The sequence below is a fragment of the Allofrancisella frigidaquae genome, from assembly GCF_012222825.1.
Lineage (GTDB): Bacteria > Pseudomonadota > Gammaproteobacteria > Francisellales > Francisellaceae > Francisella > Francisella frigidaquae.
The window spans coordinates 1,140,041-1,156,820 of record NZ_CP038017.1; the positions used below are offsets into that span (position 1 = coordinate 1,140,041).

Consider the following 16,780-nt stretch of genomic DNA (forward strand, 5'->3'; position numbering starts at 1 on the left):
ATCAAATTTCTATTAATAGTGATTCTATAAATGATATGGTCTCTCAATATTTTTCTAAAAGATAGATAAATCTTTTATATTTTTGATATTTTCAAAACTCATAAGTAGCCTATCAAAACCTAGTGCAACTCCAGAGCATTGAGGAATTTTATTAAGACAATCAAGTAGGTTTTTATCTATATCTAGAATTGCCTTACCCTGTTGATTACGAGTTTCTAAATCTGCTTGAAAACGCTTTAACTGCTCTTGTTTATCAATAAGCTCATAGTAACCATTAGCAAGCTCTATACCATTATAAAAAACCTCAAACCTTGCAGCTACTAGCTGATCATTATCATCTATAACTTTTTTAGCCAAAGCTGACTGTTCAACAGTATAATTAAAGATAAAATATACTGTACCTGCTTCATTAAGGTTTTTTTCAATCTTGTAACTAAATAATATATCTAAACAGTCTGCTACACTTGGATTATCTAAACCTTGAATTTTACCAACATACTTATCTACATAGTCTAGTAATTGTTCTAGATTTACTGAATGTGGGTTAAAACCATAATACTTCTCGAATGCTTGTTGGTAACTTAAATAACGAAATTTAAGACTAGGCTTAAGTTTTAAAAACAAGGATTCCATTTCCTTCATAAGCTGAAGGTAATCTACCCCTACCCTATACCACTCTATCATTGTAAATTCAAAGTTATGTAAACTACCACAAGCCGGTTCATCACGAAATGCTTTACATATTTGATATATACTGCCACTACCAGCAGCCAGAAGTCTTTTCATCGCGTATTCAGGAGAGCTTTGTAGATATCTTTTACCTAATACAGTATCAATTGAAAATACATCTATAAATGGGTCTGTGACACCATAGTTATAAGCTAATGGAGTGTCTACCTCTAAAACGTTTATGTCTTTAAAATATTCTCGGGTTTTTTCTAAATATTCTGCTCTCTTTCTAATGTTAGTTATACTCATTTTCTACTACTCTAATTTTACTTATACTTGCTATATCTATTTCAAGCTTATTCATATTCTCTAACTCTAAAGTAAGCTTAAGATCATTTGATATACCTTTTGCTGTCGCTTTATAGATTTGACCGCCATAGTTAAAAGTTATTTGCTTATTCAATACATAGTCATACTTTGCAAAAGTTTTTAAAGTTTCATCTATGCTCTTACTAAAAGACTTTATAACTTCAATAATCATAGACACTAGCAAGCTAGTGCTATCTATAGTTTGTCCATTAATGACAGCTAATGATGTCCATAAACGATCAATCCTTTCATCTAATTCAAACATATTAACATTTATCCCTATTCCTATGACTATATCAAAGCTAGACTTTTTGATGTTTTTTGTCTCGATCAATATTCCTGCTAATTTTTGATCCTTATAATAAATGTCATTAGGTAGTTTTATCTTTAGGCTTTCTCTTAATTCTATTGGTATATAATTTCTAATAGCTTTCAGCACTCCTATAGCTACTTTAATACTACTTAAAGTATTTTGATTTATGCTAAAATCACACGAAAATCCTAGGGTTGCGTAGATATTATCTTTATTTTTAGAAACCCAATCACCGCCTCTTTGACCTTTTCCTTTTATCTGTGCATCCGCATAGCATAGGTGGTATTTATGAGTAAAATTTTTATTTAGTATAAAGTCATTCGTAGAATTTATACTCTCAAAGTGCTCTATCTCTATATCACCTACATACTTATGTAAATGTTCTTCTATAAATTTATGGTTTTTCATAACTGCACAGTTTTAATATTTAATGACAAAGATACTTGACCAAGAAATTCTTCTTTCTGTAGTTGATAACAGGCTGTAATAGTATCTCCAACACTAATTTTATCGACGGTTTCACTATCTAAAGCATTAAACCAGATTGCTTTAAGTGACTGAAGAATATCATTATAACGTAAAACCATTTGTACATGATTTTGATCCTTACCAACTAGCCGGAAATTTTCAACTATAAACTTGTTGTAAAAAATTGGTTTCTCGAACTCTCTGCCAAAAGGTTCTAAAAAGTCTATTTTATCTAAAGTTTCCAAACTAAAATAGTTCTCCTCAAGCTCAAAATCATATTCCACATAAGGCTTTAAACTTAGGCCAAACTCTTTAACTACTTTATTTATATATTCCTCAAAAACCTCATAAAAGCTGTCAAAGTCTTGTTTTCTGATAGTTAAACCTGCAGCACCTTTATGGCCTCCATACTTTAACATCAAGGTGGGGTTCGTGTTTGCTATCATATCTAATATTTGTTTAATATCTATATCATCTACGCTTCTAGCTGATCCTGATATTAGGTTAGGATCTATCTGAGTTTGTGAAAATATAATGATAGGCTTACCAAACTTTTCTTTAAGTTTACTTGCTGATATACCATGTATACCTGTATGACCATTTTTGAGAAAAATACATAAAGAATTTTTAGTGCAATTAAGCTCTTGTGCTTGCTGTATGGCTTCATCTGAAAGCTGCTTTTGGATTTCCTTGCGTTGGTTATTTTGCTCTTTAAGATTCTGGAAAAGATCCGTTATTCTCTCTGCGTCATTTTCTAATAGAAAATTTACTGAGCCTAGAGCATCAGCTAGCCTTCCATCACTATTTAATATAGGAGCTATACTAAAGCCTATATACTCACTTGAAATTTTATCTCTATCAAAAAACTCCCAGCAGTTTCTAGTACCCTTTTTAAGCTGACTAATACCTAATTTAGTTACTATACGATTATTATGACTATTAGCCATACTAACACAGTCTGCTACTGTACCAATAGCTACTAAATCTAGTAAGTCACTTAAACTATATTCACCAGAAATAGCTTTGTTATTCTGAATAAATTTACGGCGTAATGCAGCCATAAAAAGCCATGCCACCATACATCCAGCTATAGATTTATCTGGATACTGGCAACCATCTTGGGTAGGGTTTAATACTGCTACAGCACTTTTAGGTGGCCCTTCTGGTGGGATACCATGATGATCTGTGACTATAGTATCAATGTCATTTTGCTTAAGAATAGAAATTCTAGCTTCATCTGTAGAGCCATTATCTGCTGTTATAATCAAACTTGGTCGAACACTATCTGTCAGAATCCTATTCATTACAGATTCTGATAAACCATAGCCTTCTTTCATTCTATGACCAATATATGATCTGGTTTTTTCTTTAGGATGATTAAAAATTTTAGTTAAAGCTTCATAAAGTATCGCTTGAGATGTTTGCCCATCACAATCATGGTCTGTTTCTAAGCCAATAACTTCTCCTTCTTGCAAGGCAAGGTAAAGCCTGTCTACAGCTTTTTGGATATCTTTAAACAAAAATGGTGAAGATAAATCTTTAATTGTTCCGTTTATTATTAAATCTAAGCTATCTATATTTTGTACTCTTGTAGCAATGAGTTTAGCTATAAATGAATCGTATTTATTAGATATTAAATAGTCATAGACTTGCTTATTAATTTGTTTTTGCCTAACTAACATAAATTTAAATTAGATGCTTCTCGTTTACCTTTAACATGATTTCTAAACATATTAACACCAGACATAAATAATAAGCCTAAAGGTATCGCAAAGAAAATACCCCATAATCCCCACATTCCACCAAATATTAATATAGCAGAAACCACTCCCACAGGGTGCATGTTTAAAACCTCTGAGAATAACAACGGCACTAGCAAATTACCATCTAAAGCTTGTATTGTAAAATATACGGTTAACATCCATACAAACGTCATGCTAAAACCATACTGAAACATTGCAACCATTACCACCGGAATAGTAACCAAAACCATTCCAACGTATGGAATGATAACAGAAATACCCACACCAAAAGCTAATAGTACTGCATAGTTAAGGTCAAAATAAGCAAATCCTATATATGTAGTAATAGATACTATAATAAACTCAATAACTTTACCTCGAACATAATCAGCCAATTTTGGCTTTAAATCATTCCAGACGTAATATAACGCACCATTTTCTTGTGGTAAAAACCCTTTAAACCAATTAATTATTTTTTCTTTATCTTTTAAGAAATAAAAAATCATCAAAGGTACCAAGAATAAATAAATTAACGCTGAAAATAGTACTGGTAGAGTTGCTGCTGTACGTTGGAGTATAAATGAACCAAAATTAGAGCTGAGTTTTTGCCAATCAATTGTATCAAACCAGCTTACTATATTATTTATCCTATCTTCAGTAAGTAAGCTTGGGTATTTTAAAGATAACTCTTCTAAGCTATTTTTTAAGCTAGATAATGTATGCGAACCTTGTTTTATAAAATCAATCAACTGATTAATCATAATAGGTAATAATACAAATATTACCGATAATAAAACTATTAAGAAGATAATAAATACAAAATAAACTAAAAATTGCCTATTTATCCGAGTTGCTTTGTGAAGGATATTAACAAAAGTATCTAATAAATAGGCTATAACTAAGGCAGCTAGTATTGGTGCTATATAGTTTCCTAAAAAAGTTAAAACTAAGTAAAAAAACAGCATTAAACCAATAAAAATAAAAGGCTCATTATTTAAATACTTCTTTTGATACCAAGACTTGAGTGTTGTAAAAATCATTACTAAAAGTGCTCTACTGCTCTTATTAATTATTTTATCAGTTTTTAAAAATATATGTACTTAATTTTAAATAGCTAAAGGGACTCTGTATAACTTTGTAGCTTGATACTAAACTTTGTTTATTTTTTAATAGTAATCACGAAAGGAACAATTAATGTAACAACTATACCAAAAAGTAATAAAGCATCAAAATGCATTATATTCATATCCATATTATCTATAGGAATAAAGCCTACTACAATAGCTATAAAACAACCCACACAACCTAAAATTGCCATTGTAACTGTACCAAATAATCCTTTATATATTTCGTACTGCCCTTGTTGCAATGGTTGACTAATTTTTAGCTTAATAGCTGTTATAAACATAAGTATATATGCTATAACTGCTAACTGCGCTGTTAAATCACTAAGATACCAATAAGCCTCATTTACAGATGGCATAAATATATAAGAAAAACAAAATACGGTAAAAATCAAAGCTTGTACTATTAGCAGAGTATCTGGAGCATCATTTTTATTAGTTCTACCGAATGCATGAGGCAAAATATTATCATTACTAACAACCATAAAGGCTCTAGATAACCCCATAATCCATGCTGAGGTTGTAGTAAAAGCCCCAAATATTAGCGTAATTGCAATAAAATACGTCATCCAAGGCATATTTATTTGGTTAAAAAAATAATTAAAAGAAACCATCAAACCTGTAACGATATCAACATCACCAATCTGTAACTGACTACTTACTAATATTACAGCTATATTAGACAGTATTAGTGAACCTAAAATTACTGAACCTGATATTAACAAAGCTCTAGGAAAATTCTTTTTAGCATTTTTTACATTAGCCGCATGAATAGCACTCATTTCTAGACCAAACAAGCTAAACATAACTGTAATAAACAAAGCCCAACTACTGATATTATTACCAGATGGAATAAAATCTGATACGTGTGGAAATACTATACTTTGTGTATTAGAAAGCGCCCATAAAAAAGCCATAGCTATAATAATAAGCATAGGTAATAAAGTCCCAATAATAGCTCCTAATGTACTAACCGTACTAGAGGTTTTTATTCCAAATAGGTTTATAGCTGTTGCACTCCAAAACATTACCAAACTCATTGAAATCATATACCAAGGGTTTGATACTAAATCTGCTGCATTTTGCCCTAAAACTGGTGCCATTACATAGGCTATCACTCCAGCAAAAAAACCACAAATCGAGGGAAACCAAACCAAGTTATATACCCACTGTAACCATATAACTAAAAACCCTAAACGTTTACCAAAGGCTTTTTTCACCCAAATATAAATACCACCTGTTTCTTGAGCCGAACCTGTTGACATCTCTGCTGTTAATAATGCACAAGGTACTAAGAAAAATATTCCTGCTAATATATAAAAACTTACTACAATCCAACCAGCTTGGGCTGTGATTGATATATTTCTAAGGCTATCTACTGCTATAATGTTTATCATCACTAGCCTTATTAAACCAAATTTTTTACTACTAACAACCTGTTCCATGAAAACCAGAATTTATTTCGTCAATAACCAATTTAGTATATACTTAAAACCAATTCATAACAACCAAACCTAAGTTGACAAATGAGAGCTAAAAGTATTCTAATTATTTTGTTACTTACTATACTAAACTTATGCTATGCTCAAGATGAGTCTTATATCTGTAGTAGTGATGTACTTAAAACTCCTATAGTCTACTCACAAGAAAAAGGACAAATAAATTTTACCAATTGGGCTGATTATATATCTCCTGATATAGTTCCTTGTTTTTCTAAACTCTCTAATACCAGAATTAAGTATATTTATACGTCTGATGATAATATGACAAGAGCTAAGGTTATGACTGGCTCCTCAGGGTTTGACCTTATTGAGCAAGGAGCCTTGTATTTAAACACTGAAATAACTTCCGAGGCTCTTGTAGAACTTGATAAATCAAAGTTACCAAATCTTAAGTATCGTAATAAAGTTATTTATGACAAGGTTTCACAAATCAACGACCCCGGTAACAAATATGCTGTAGTTTATAGCTATGGTACAACTGGCCTTGCTTATAATAAAGAACAAATACAAGAACAGCTTGGTAAAGGAGTTATTCCCAATAGTTGGGAGTATGTATTTGATGCTAAATATCTAAGTAAGTTAGCTAAATGTGGCGTATCTTTACTTGATGAACCTGAACAGATTTTTGGTAATTATTTCTTTTATCATGGAATAGATCCAAATACTACTAACAAAGCTAACTACGAAAAAGCCGCCCTTGATATAATTAGAAATATTCGCCCTTTTATCAAATATTTCGATAGTAATAAATACCAAAATGATTTTACCGCTGGTAATTTATGTTTAGTGATGGGTTACTCTGGTGATGTTGTTAGATCTGTTGAAAGAGCTAAATCAGTCAATCCAAATGTTACATTAGCTTATATTGTACCTAAAGAAGGCACTAATATTTGGTTTGATACACTTATGATACCTAAAGGTGCTAAAAATCTCGATAAAGCATATGAACTTATGAATTATATAATAGATCCTTATGTATCAGCTCAAAATAGTAACTATCTATACCAACCCAATGCTGTTACACAAAATGATAAGTATATGGATCCTATATTTAATGACGAAAACATTAAGCCTACGGATGAAGCAATTAAAAAAATGTATGTGCTAAACATCCATGATGCAGAAATGCAAAGTTTTATAAGTAGAATGTGGATGAATGTCAAATATGGTATAGAGTTTAAGCCTAAGTATTACAAACCAAAACTATAGCTTTTGCAACTTTAGCTTACCAGTTAAAGTTTACTATTTAAAACGTGCTATAAATGCCCCATATTTTCTATAGTAAAATATGAAAACAATCATCGTCTTTATCAAATTATTATTGGTGCATTCCTATTTAGAATCTGGGTTTGATCTTCACAAACCTAATAAACTACTTCTGAAACTCTCTTTCAACTATTTTAAAACTTTCAGAATACAATCTAGCGATTGAAATGTACTATAAATTCATTATAATATCAACCACATAATAGGAACTCTAAGTTTCTTTAAAGGAACGATATGCCAACTATTAGCAGATTCTTCGGTATAATTATCAGTATGTATTGGGATGAGCATAATCCTCCTCACTTTCATGTAAGATTTGGTGAATATAAATGTTCAGTTAGCATTACTAATATATCAGTAATAGTCGGAGAGCTTCCAAAGAAACAAGAGAGGCTTGTTTTAGCTTGGGCTGAGATCCATCAAAAAGAATTGCTACAAAATTGGGAACTGTGTCAAAAAGATAAACAGCCTATGCAAATAGAACCATTAAGATAGAGGGAGTAAGATATGTGGAAGGATCCTATTAATGTACAAGTTACTTCTAAAAACACATTAGAGGTTTTATTCGAAGATGGGCTTAAAGGTCAGATAATCTTTTACCCTTCTCGATTTAGAGGAGTTTTTAAGTCTTTAGAAGATGAAAATGAGTTTAAAAAAGTTTTTATTGATAGAGAAATCGGTACTGTAACATGGGAAAATGGTTTGGATCTAGCTCCTGACGTAATGTATGAGCAAATCAGCAAAAAGGGTCAGTGGGTTTTAGAGTAAAATTCAATTTTGAATAAATCATGAAAAAAAATATAGATGTCGCCTTTATATTAAAATCAGACATGGATATTGAGGTTGCTACTAAGATTATTAAGCATGCTTGGTTAAATGGTATTTGTATTATAGTTTTTCCACCAAATTCTAATAGTAAGAAATTAGAGCAAGAACTAAAAAAATATATAACCAATTACATGTATATAGATAAAGCAGATTTTGAAGATAGTTCATCAGGTATAGGTTATCACTGGCAAGAAAATGATGTTGCTTTTATATTATATTCTTCTGGATCTACAGGTAAACCAAAAGCAATATGTCACTCATATGCAATAGCTTTGACTTAATCTGACACTAGTTTAGTAATAAAATCAACTAATTTGATTATTTCTGTACAGCTAAACTTATGATATTACTCCCAGCTTACTTAACGAACCTTTAAAATACCAAATAAAACAAATTACTTCATAAAAGGTCTAAATCTTCAAAACCGATATTACTCAAAGCGCCATATAAAATTACAGCTACAGAGTTTGATAAATTCAGACTTCTACTATTTTTACGCATAGGAATTTTGATTTGAGTAGTTTTAAGTAGATCCAAAACCTCAACTGGTAGCCCTCTGGTTTCTGGACCAAACAATAAAATATCATCGCAATCAAAATCTACTTGATGGTAATATTGCTTTGCTTTAGTTGTACAAGCCCAAATTTTTTTGGTTTTATTTTTTTGATAAAACTCATCAAAATTTTTGTAGATTTTAAGGTTTGCAAACTCATGGTAATCTAAACCTGCTCGTCTAAGCTGTTTGTCATCTAACTTAAAACCCAAAGGTTCTATAAGATGTAAATTAGCACCCACATTAGCACATAGTCTAATTATATTACCAGTATTAGGTGGGATCTCTGGTTCATATAAAGCTATATTTATCATCTTGTTAAACTCTTAAATCCAACTTGCAACATCTAAAGCTGTGTAAGTAAGTATAACTTTAGCACCTGCTCTTTTCATAGATGTTAGTGTTTCTATAGTAATAGCTTTTTCATCTACTAAACCTGCTTGAGCAGCTGCTTTTATCATCGCATATTCACCACTTACATGATAAGCTGCTATTGGTAAATCAACTATATGGCTTAACTCATTGATAATATCAAGGTAACTTAAAGCTGGTTTTACCATAATAAAGTCAGCACCCTGCTCAATATCTGCTATAGCTTCTCGGATAGCTTCTTTTTTATTACGGTAGTCCATCTGATAAGTTTTACGATCACCTTTTAGCGAAGAGTCACAAGCGCTTCTAAATGGTCCATAAAAAGCTGAAGCATATTTTACTGAATACGACATTATTGCTACAGTTTCAAAACCTTTGTCATCTAATGCTTGACGCATCGCTATAATCATACCATCCATCATACCACTTGGAGCTACGACATCTGCTCCAGCTTGCGCGTGAGAGACGGCCGTTTTTTGCAAAATCTCTAATGTTTTATCGTTATCAACGTACTCATTTTGGTCTAATATTCCACAATGTCCATGCGGTGTAAAACTACACATACAAACATCTGTAGCAACTACTAGTTCCGGTGCAAGTTGTTTAATTTTTTTAATCGCTTGTTGAGTGATCCCATTAGGATCATAATTTTCAGATGAAACTAGATCTTTAGTTTTTGGCACCCCAAATATCATTATACTTTTAATTCCAGCTGTTGTAACTTGCTCAACAAGTTCACCCAGCCTATCTACAGACCAATGGTATTGATTAGGCATACTTGAGATTTCTTTTTTTATGTTCTGACCATGTACTACAAATATAGGATACATTAAGTCATTTACACTTAAGCTAGTTTCAGCAACCATATCTCTTAAGTTTTGGGACGTTCTAAGCCTACGTGGTCGTGATATTGGAAAACTCATATTTTAATCCCTATTTCTTTTTATTAGGATTTTTCCTATATAAAACTAAAATATTGCCTATAATTTGCACAAGCTCACATTTAGTAGATCGTGTGATCTCTTGAGCTAAAGCTTGCTTTTCATCTTTTGGTAAGCGACCAGCTTTTACTTTTATAAGTTCGTGAGATCCTAATGCTAAATCAATCTCTAGCATCACGTTTTCTGTCAAGCCCTTTTCTCCTATTAAAACTACTGGTTTTAATTTATGAGCCAAACCCTTTAATTGTTGTTGCTGCTTTACATCCATTTTTTATTCCTATTATTATTTTCTTATATTGTTTAAATGTTTTTTAAAAATTAGTATTTAAGATAAATACCATTTTCATCTACAAGTTTACTTAAAAAAGCACATTTGCGGTTAGCGGTTGTTAAGCCAGCGAAGTAACAACTACAACTGTTTGAACACAAGTGAGTTTTGTAGTTGTCGCTGGCGTACAACCAAGCGATAGCATGTGCTAGCATTTTTGCATACTTTTTTTGCAATGAAAAAAGTATGTCGCTATAGCTTACGTAGTAAGTAGCGAAAACAATAGTTAATATGAAAGTTTCTATTCATATTAATTTGAAGCTACACATACTATCATTTTACAATCTCCAATATTAAATTTTCTAAAATCAATTCTTTATCAACATTTTTAAAATTTGCAAAATAATTCTTTGCTTCTAAAGCTTGTCTATATATTTTATACACATTATCACCATCTAGTTTTGTTGCTAGATGTTTAATGACAGCTAACTTATCATAGTTTGCTATATTATCGCTTTCTTTATCTAATTTATAATAATATACATCTATAGCTATACTTGTAAGCCAATATAAAGCGTCTTTATACTGAGGAGATACCTCCTTTAAAAAAAGATTTACATTAAATTGATTTACCAATACCTTCATTAGTAAATTCCTAGTTTGCCAAAAGTGTGGCTCAAGCTTGATTTTTGCTACAATATTTATATCATCACGAGCTATTTGTAAAGATTTAGCTACACCTTCTTTTGACATCTCAAAAGTGTATTTAAGATAACTAAACTTATCTTCGTCGTTAAGCTTTATATCGTATACTAAAGATCTACTTTTTATAGTTGCCAATATATTATTGTAATCGCGCGTAAACATTAGAAAAAAAGTATTTTCTGTTGGTTCTTCTAATGTTTTCAGCAAAGCATTTGCAGCTGAGTCGTTTAGAAAATCTAACTCTTCAATAATTATAATTTTAGCTAGGTTATTATGAGCTGTTAACTCGCAATTTTTTATGATTTTTTTGACTTCAGCTACTTTTATCTCATCATTTTCAGCTGTAGCAATAGTAATATATGGGCAGTCTTGATAATTTTCTACACGTTGACTTAAAATAACCTGACATAAAGAATTAATAAAACTATTTAACAATACAGCATCTTTAACTCTAAAAATAAAAGCATGATGTAGAGTTTTAGAAGACTTCTGCTCAAAAAAATTATCTAGAAGCTCTTTATGAGTTTTAAGATCTAACACTTCAATCCTATATTATTTTACGTGCATATAAAAAGTTAGTAATCATGCTCTTAAAATATGTTAGTTTTGATTTTAAAAAACCTTTCTCTTTTTTTCTAACAAAACTGACTTCATACACATCGCTTTCTTTGCTCAAATGATTAATAATGTAATCATCATAAGTTTGAATTTCATCTACTAAGCCTAGCTCTAAAGCATCTTTACCAAACCAATATTCACCAGTAGCAACTTTTTGCATATCTAAGTTTGGTCTGTATACTAATATATGTTTTTTAAATAGCTCATGTATATTGTGTAAGTCTTGCTTAAACTTTTGACGCCCTTCTTCAGTATTCTCACCTACAGTAGTCAAAGTACGCTTGTACGCTCCAGAAGTATGCATTTCAACGTTTATACCATTTTTTTGTAGCAACTCTCTAATGTTAGGTACGGTTCCTACTACACCAATAGAGCCAACTATAGCAAACGGTGCTGAAATAATCTTATGTGCAACAGCAGACATCATATAACCGCCACTTGCAGCCATTTGATCTATACATACTGTCAGATTTATACCAGCTTGACGGATACGCTCTAATTGAGCCGCAGCAAATCCATAACCATTAACTACTCCACCAGGACTATCAATTCGTACTACAATCTCATCTGCAGTTTTAGCAATAGCCAATATAGCTGAAACTTCTTTACGTAGATTTTCAACTTGAGAAGCGTAAATATCACCTTTAAAATTCAAAACAAAAACTCTATTTTTTGTTTGAGTCTCTTTAGTTTGTTTTTTATGTTTTTTGAGGTAATTTTTGTATTCTTTTTTGTCTAATACTGTCTCTAAAAGTTTTTCTTTAGTTTCTTTATATTCACCACCTAGCTTATTAATTTCTAGCTTACCTTTTGAAAGCTTGGTCACCTCTTGCTTTGCCTTTGCTAACAACGAAAAGAAACTTCCTACAACAAATACAATAGCAAATACTACTACTAATGCGCTTAATATAAAAAACACAAAATCTACAAAGCATTGATACCACATAATTACCTACCTATGAGCTCGTAAGGTTTTTAATAATGAATCATTAGCATTTCCTTTCAAATTTGCTTTTTTGATAGAATCACGTGCAAAAATCCGCTTTTTGTACTTATAAATCGCACCAAAACTTTCATCTATAATAAAGCCTTCTGCTTCAAGAGAAATTAAGTACGCTGCTATATAGCAATCAGCCAACGTAAAATTTGAGCAGATAAAAAAATCAGTCTCTGTAAAAACTTTTTCCACCGTTAAAAAACTTTCTTTTAAATTTTTAAATAAGGAATCAAGTTTAGTTTTATTATTACGATTTTTTTTGATTTCTTCTAAAACTGGGTACCACTCATTATCTATTTTATCTAGAGACAAACGAACTCTAATCCTTTCATTTACCAAACTTGGTAATAATCCTGGTGCTGGAAATCTCTCGTCAATATAAATTAACAGAGCTTTTCTATTATTTATACTATAATCTTTTTCTTTCAAAACAGGAAATATGCCATCTGGTGAGATTTTTTTTAACATCTCTGATGATAAATCTCCTGATTCTATTACTTCCACATTCATCTTCTTTTCTGCTAGAGCAATCCTTGCTCTTAATGAATATGGACAGTATTTAGCTGTATATAACGTTACTTTCATTGAACTTGCCTTTATGGGATTAAAACAATTAAAACTCTACTTATTGTTTGCTATAATTGTGAATACTAAAAACTAATATAGAATTTTACCATATTTGTGGATAACTACAACACAGACAGCGAAGGCTTTTTGTTAGACTCTAACAATTGGGATATAACTTTTTGTCAAATAATAGCAGCTAAAGAAAATATAGTGTTGACTGATGAACATATGGTAATTATCAATTTTCTTAGAAGTTTTTATAAAAAACATGAAAAATCCCCAGCAATAAGAGAGCTTGTTGGAGCATTAAAGAAAGAATACGGTGATAAATTAGGTAGCAGCTTATATTTACAGGTTTTGTTTCCTATTTCTCCTGCTGTTCAAGCTGCAAAATTAGCGGGGCTTCCAAAACCTAAAAGATGTATATAGAGGAAAAGATGACTAAAGTATTATGTAAAAAATATAACCAACAACTTGACGCTATTCCCTACAAACCGTTACCAGGTGAGTTAGGAGAAAAAATTCAAGCTGAAATTTCGAATAAAGCTTGGCAAGATTGGCTTGCTCATCAGACAATTTTAATTAATGAATATCGTCTTAACTTGATAGAACCCAAAGCTAAAGAATTCTTACAGCAAGAAATGCATAAATTTTTATTCGAAGATAAAAAACAAACCTCAATTTAGACAAAGCTCAATTTTTGGTATAGAATACGCTCCAGGTCATTAATTATTAGCTACGCTTGCAATGTATAATTTTTTGAAAAAAAACATATTTTTAGTTTTTATAATATCAGTAGCTTTAATGTATTTGTTGTTTATTGGAGCTACTCCTTTATTTGATCGTGATGAAGGTTATTATGTCTCTGTTGTAATGAATATGCTTAATAACCACAACTACCTATTACCTATTTATAATAATGAGTATTGGCTTGAAAAACCTATTTTGCTATATTGGTTAATACAAACTTCAACATTATTACTTGGTAAGAGTATCTTTGCTTTTAGACTTCCTGCTGCTTGTTGTGGAGTATTATTAATTCTGTCTATGAATTTTTTGCTTAGAAAAATTATAAAAGATAAAACTCTTAGCCTTATAATTTGTGCCTCTATAGCATTTATGCCTTTGCTAATAGTTATATCTAGAACTACTATGATAGACATTCCTTTAGTTCTTTCTACAACTTTGACTTTATTGTGTTTTTTTATAGCTACGGAAAGGGATAAGTCTTGCGATAGAAAATGGTATTATTTTTCATGGTTTTTTTTAGGCTTAAGCTTTTTAGCTAAAGGTCCAGTAGGTGTAGCTATAATTTTACCAGCTATGTTTATATATTTATTAATCCAACGTAGATTTTGGCATGTTTTTTTTAGAGCAAACATACCTGTCGGAATATTAATATTTTGTTTCGTCAACTTTTGGTACTTTATAGTTTTTTGGAAACTTGGGTATAAGTTTTGGAATGATTTTTTTATCCAGCAAATATTTAATAGAAGCTCAAAAAGCTTAGTTGGTGGTACAGCAATATTTGCAAATTTAGGGGGTGCATTTTTTTATATAGCTACGATCTTATTAACTACAATCCCATTTATTGCTCCAGCAGTATCTGGATTTTTATTAGCATTAAATAAAGGTTTAGAATCTAGAGAATCCACCTGGGATAAATTAGCTTTACTATCAGCTGTATTTAGTATTATCACTATAATAATATTTAGCTTATCTGCTACTAAGTTACCTTATTACATACTACCAATTTATCCATTTTTAGGTATATTAGTAGGTTATTTTTGGCTCAATGTAAAAACTAGCAACAACTTTTTTATACCATATAAAAGTGTTTTTTGGACAATATTTTATCTAAGCTCTTTACTTATCATTGTAGTTAGTTTTGTAGCCCCTTTTGCTATTTATTTTGGATGGGACAGTATTAGTAATGCAGTTAGTCAAGATTTTAACCCAACTGAATATGCACTACCTGCAACTTTACCTAATTATCTATGGATATTGTTTTTACTTGGTATTGTAAGTATTTTAGTGATTTTCTTATTTAAGTATTTTTATCGTAGAAAAAATATTAACTTCATGATATTAACTACTATCGTCGGTGGATTTTTATATAGCTTATTAGCTATATTAATATTTTTTATTTCTATTTCATGGTTACAAACGCCAGCGATAAATATGGCTACAGAGTTAAAAAGTAAACTAACTAAAAATTCCGTAGTTAGTGAATTAGCAATTATGAAGCCATCTCTACACTACTATCTCAACACTGATAAAATCAATGATTATGCTTTTGCAACAGAATACGCAAAATCAAATAAAGCACAAGGTATAGAAAATTATACTATTATAAACAATTTAAATGAGCTAGATGCTAAAGTATCTAACAAATATCCACACTATCTAATAACAAGAGATGGTTTAGATATTGATTATAAATCAAAAAATATTAGCGTAATAAAAAATCTTCATCCATATATAATACTAGGTAACAATAAGGCAAAACAACAATGGAAAAACCACAATTCTTAAAAGAATATAAACTTCTAAAATACTTACAACTTAAATACTCAGTCTTACCTGTGGCTATAATGGTGATTTTTTTCTATTACTTTATAGATGTAAGGGCTGAAAATCTCGTTCTACTTATCCCAGAACATATTAGATCAATTTTCAAGGTTATAACTTTTTTAGGAGACTCAAGCTGGATAATAATTTCAACCTTACTAATAATCATTACTTTAACAGTCTATAAAATTAGGAAAAAAGAAGCTATAACTTCTCACAACATTTACAAACTCTTATCTCCTAGTATATTTATACTTTCAAGTGTTATTTTAAGTGGAATTTTAGTTCAGATTTTAAAATGTATAATTGGTAGAGCAAGGCCTGTACTTTTTAGCGAGCATGGAGCAGCATATTTTCATCATTTTAACTTTTTTGAAGCTAGTTTTTCAAGCATGCCTTCTGGACACTCTACAACTATAGGAAGTTTGTTTGCTTGCTTAATGCTTATATTTCCAAAGCATAGATATCTATGGTTAATTTTAGCGATCTTTATAGCTTCAACAAGAGTAATAGTTTTAAAACACTATCCTAGTGATGTAATATTTGGTTTAGCTTTAGGTATGTACACTTCCATTTATCTCTTTAAAAAATTTTGGGATAAAGTATAAACAAGGATTTCTGTATCTGTCAAAAAACACTTTTTGATCGTTTATTTAACGGCTTTTCTTGTAATATTGAGGTCAGAACGTTATCGCGTGGTAATAACCTTAATCTTTTCTCTATATGCTCATCATAGCCTACTTTACCTTTATGAGTTTGATACCACCTTAAGGCACTTTTATCTTTATAAATCGTGACATCATTCAATTCCTTATAATTATCTAAAAGCCATTTAATGCTTCTATTATCGATAAAATAACATCCTTGTATTAAAGGAGTTAATGGTTCTGCTGGCCTATCTTCTTGT

19 protein-coding genes are annotated in these 16,780 nt (G+C 30.7%); 8 read left to right on the forward strand and 11 right to left on the reverse strand.

The genetic code is table 11. From position 1 onward, the window contains the following. Window positions 1-54: 54 nt before the first annotated feature. The 5 genes from epmA to E3E15_RS05330 all read right to left on the reverse strand — a co-directional run bounded on the left by epmA (window position 55) and on the right by E3E15_RS05330 (window position 6,130). A complete protein-coding gene (gene epmA / locus E3E15_RS05310) occupies window positions 55-978 on the reverse strand; it encodes an EF-P lysine aminoacylase EpmA (RefSeq protein ID WP_172106875.1) in 924 nt (307 codons plus the stop codon). Further along, complete coding sequence (locus tag E3E15_RS05315; RefSeq protein ID WP_172106876.1) at window positions 965-1,759, reverse strand: biotin--[acetyl-CoA-carboxylase] ligase; 795 nt, start codon at window positions 1,757-1,759, stop codon at window positions 965-967. The genes epmA and E3E15_RS05315 overlap by 14 nt, the downstream gene beginning before the upstream one ends. Next, window positions 1,756-3,501, reverse strand: coding sequence for a single-stranded-DNA-specific exonuclease RecJ (recJ, locus tag E3E15_RS05320; RefSeq protein WP_172106877.1), 1,746 nt, complete (start codon window positions 3,499-3,501; stop codon window positions 1,756-1,758). The genes E3E15_RS05315 and recJ overlap by 4 nt, the downstream gene beginning before the upstream one ends. After that, a complete protein-coding gene (locus E3E15_RS05325) occupies window positions 3,495-4,601 on the reverse strand; it encodes an AI-2E family transporter (protein WP_035719657.1) in 1,107 nt (368 codons plus the stop codon). Before E3E15_RS05325 ends, recJ begins: the two co-directional genes overlap by 7 nt. Window positions 4,602-4,720: 119 nt before the next feature. Next, window positions 4,721-6,130: an APC family permease gene (locus tag E3E15_RS05330; RefSeq protein WP_035719658.1), complete on the reverse strand. Its 1,410-nt coding sequence runs from the start codon at window positions 6,128-6,130 to the stop codon at window positions 4,721-4,723. 81 nt (window positions 6,131-6,211) lie between these two features. Here E3E15_RS05330 and E3E15_RS05335 point away from each other — a divergent pair, with 81 nt between their 5' ends. The 4 genes from E3E15_RS05335 (at window position 6,212) to E3E15_RS05350 (ending at window position 8,562) form a co-directional block, all read left to right on the forward strand. After that, window positions 6,212-7,396, forward strand: coding sequence for a polyamine ABC transporter substrate-binding protein (locus E3E15_RS05335; protein WP_172106878.1), 1,185 nt, complete (start codon window positions 6,212-6,214; stop codon window positions 7,394-7,396). 291 nt (window positions 7,397-7,687) lie between these two features. Beyond that, a complete protein-coding gene (locus E3E15_RS05340; RefSeq protein WP_035719680.1) occupies window positions 7,688-7,948 on the forward strand; it encodes a DUF4160 domain-containing protein in 261 nt (86 codons plus the stop codon). A 12-nt stretch (window positions 7,949-7,960) separates the two neighbouring features. Continuing rightward, on the forward strand, window positions 7,961-8,221 hold the full coding sequence (locus tag E3E15_RS05345) for a DUF2442 domain-containing protein (RefSeq protein ID WP_035719683.1): 261 nt from the start codon (window positions 7,961-7,963) through the stop codon (window positions 8,219-8,221). A 20-nt stretch (window positions 8,222-8,241) separates the two neighbouring features. Further along, the gene (locus tag E3E15_RS05350; protein ID WP_172106879.1) at window positions 8,242-8,562 is read left to right on the forward strand and encodes an AMP-binding protein; all 321 of its coding nucleotides are present in this window, start codon (window positions 8,242-8,244) and stop codon (window positions 8,560-8,562) included. A 118-nt stretch (window positions 8,563-8,680) separates the two neighbouring features. Here E3E15_RS05350 and trmL read toward each other — a convergent pair whose 3' ends face one another. The 6 genes from trmL to sspA form a co-directional block, all read right to left on the reverse strand. Continuing rightward, window positions 8,681-9,148: a tRNA (uridine(34)/cytosine(34)/5-carboxymethylaminomethyluridine(34)-2'-O)-methyltransferase TrmL gene (gene trmL / locus E3E15_RS05355; RefSeq protein WP_035719696.1), complete on the reverse strand. Its 468-nt coding sequence runs from the start codon at window positions 9,146-9,148 to the stop codon at window positions 8,681-8,683. Window positions 9,149-9,160: 12 nt separating this feature from the next. After that, window positions 9,161-10,129, reverse strand: a complete 969-nt coding sequence (gene hemB, locus E3E15_RS05360) for a porphobilinogen synthase (protein WP_172106880.1) — start codon at window positions 10,127-10,129, stop codon at window positions 9,161-9,163. Window positions 10,130-10,139: 10 nt separating this feature from the next. Beyond that, complete coding sequence (gene yhbY, locus E3E15_RS05365) at window positions 10,140-10,415, reverse strand: ribosome assembly RNA-binding protein YhbY (RefSeq protein WP_172106881.1); 276 nt, start codon at window positions 10,413-10,415, stop codon at window positions 10,140-10,142. Window positions 10,416-10,748: 333 nt separating this feature from the next. Further along, window positions 10,749-11,660, reverse strand: coding sequence for a DNA polymerase III subunit delta' C-terminal domain-containing protein (locus tag E3E15_RS05370; RefSeq protein WP_035719700.1), 912 nt, complete (start codon window positions 11,658-11,660; stop codon window positions 10,749-10,751). A gap of 7 nt (window positions 11,661-11,667) precedes the next feature. After that, window positions 11,668-12,684 (reverse strand): protease SohB, encoded by a 1,017-nt coding sequence (gene sohB / locus E3E15_RS05375; protein ID WP_172106882.1) that lies wholly within the window; start codon window positions 12,682-12,684, stop codon window positions 11,668-11,670. Between the two features lie 6 nt (window positions 12,685-12,690). Next, entirely contained in the window at window positions 12,691-13,320 is a 630-nt protein-coding gene (sspA, locus tag E3E15_RS05380) for a transcriptional regulator SspA (protein WP_035719703.1), read from the reverse strand. 96 nt (window positions 13,321-13,416) lie between these two features. On the opposite strand from sspA, the gene E3E15_RS05385 reads away from it, so the two are divergent. The 4 genes from E3E15_RS05385 to E3E15_RS05400 all read left to right on the forward strand — a co-directional run bounded on the left by E3E15_RS05385 (window position 13,417) and on the right by E3E15_RS05400 (window position 16,481). Continuing rightward, the gene (locus tag E3E15_RS05385) at window positions 13,417-13,731 is read left to right on the forward strand and encodes a TusE/DsrC/DsvC family sulfur relay protein (protein WP_035719704.1); all 315 of its coding nucleotides are present in this window, start codon (window positions 13,417-13,419) and stop codon (window positions 13,729-13,731) included. An 8-nt stretch (window positions 13,732-13,739) separates the two neighbouring features. Continuing rightward, window positions 13,740-13,988 (forward strand): oxidative damage protection protein, encoded by a 249-nt coding sequence (locus tag E3E15_RS05390; RefSeq protein WP_035719729.1) that lies wholly within the window; start codon window positions 13,740-13,742, stop codon window positions 13,986-13,988. A 61-nt stretch (window positions 13,989-14,049) separates the two neighbouring features. Continuing rightward, entirely contained in the window at window positions 14,050-15,837 is a 1,788-nt protein-coding gene (locus E3E15_RS05395; protein ID WP_172106883.1) for an ArnT family glycosyltransferase, read from the forward strand. Further along, window positions 15,816-16,481: a phosphatase PAP2 family protein gene (locus tag E3E15_RS05400; RefSeq protein ID WP_172106884.1), complete on the forward strand. Its 666-nt coding sequence runs from the start codon at window positions 15,816-15,818 to the stop codon at window positions 16,479-16,481. The genes E3E15_RS05395 and E3E15_RS05400 overlap by 22 nt, the downstream gene beginning before the upstream one ends. Window positions 16,482-16,780: the final 299 nt, after the last annotated feature.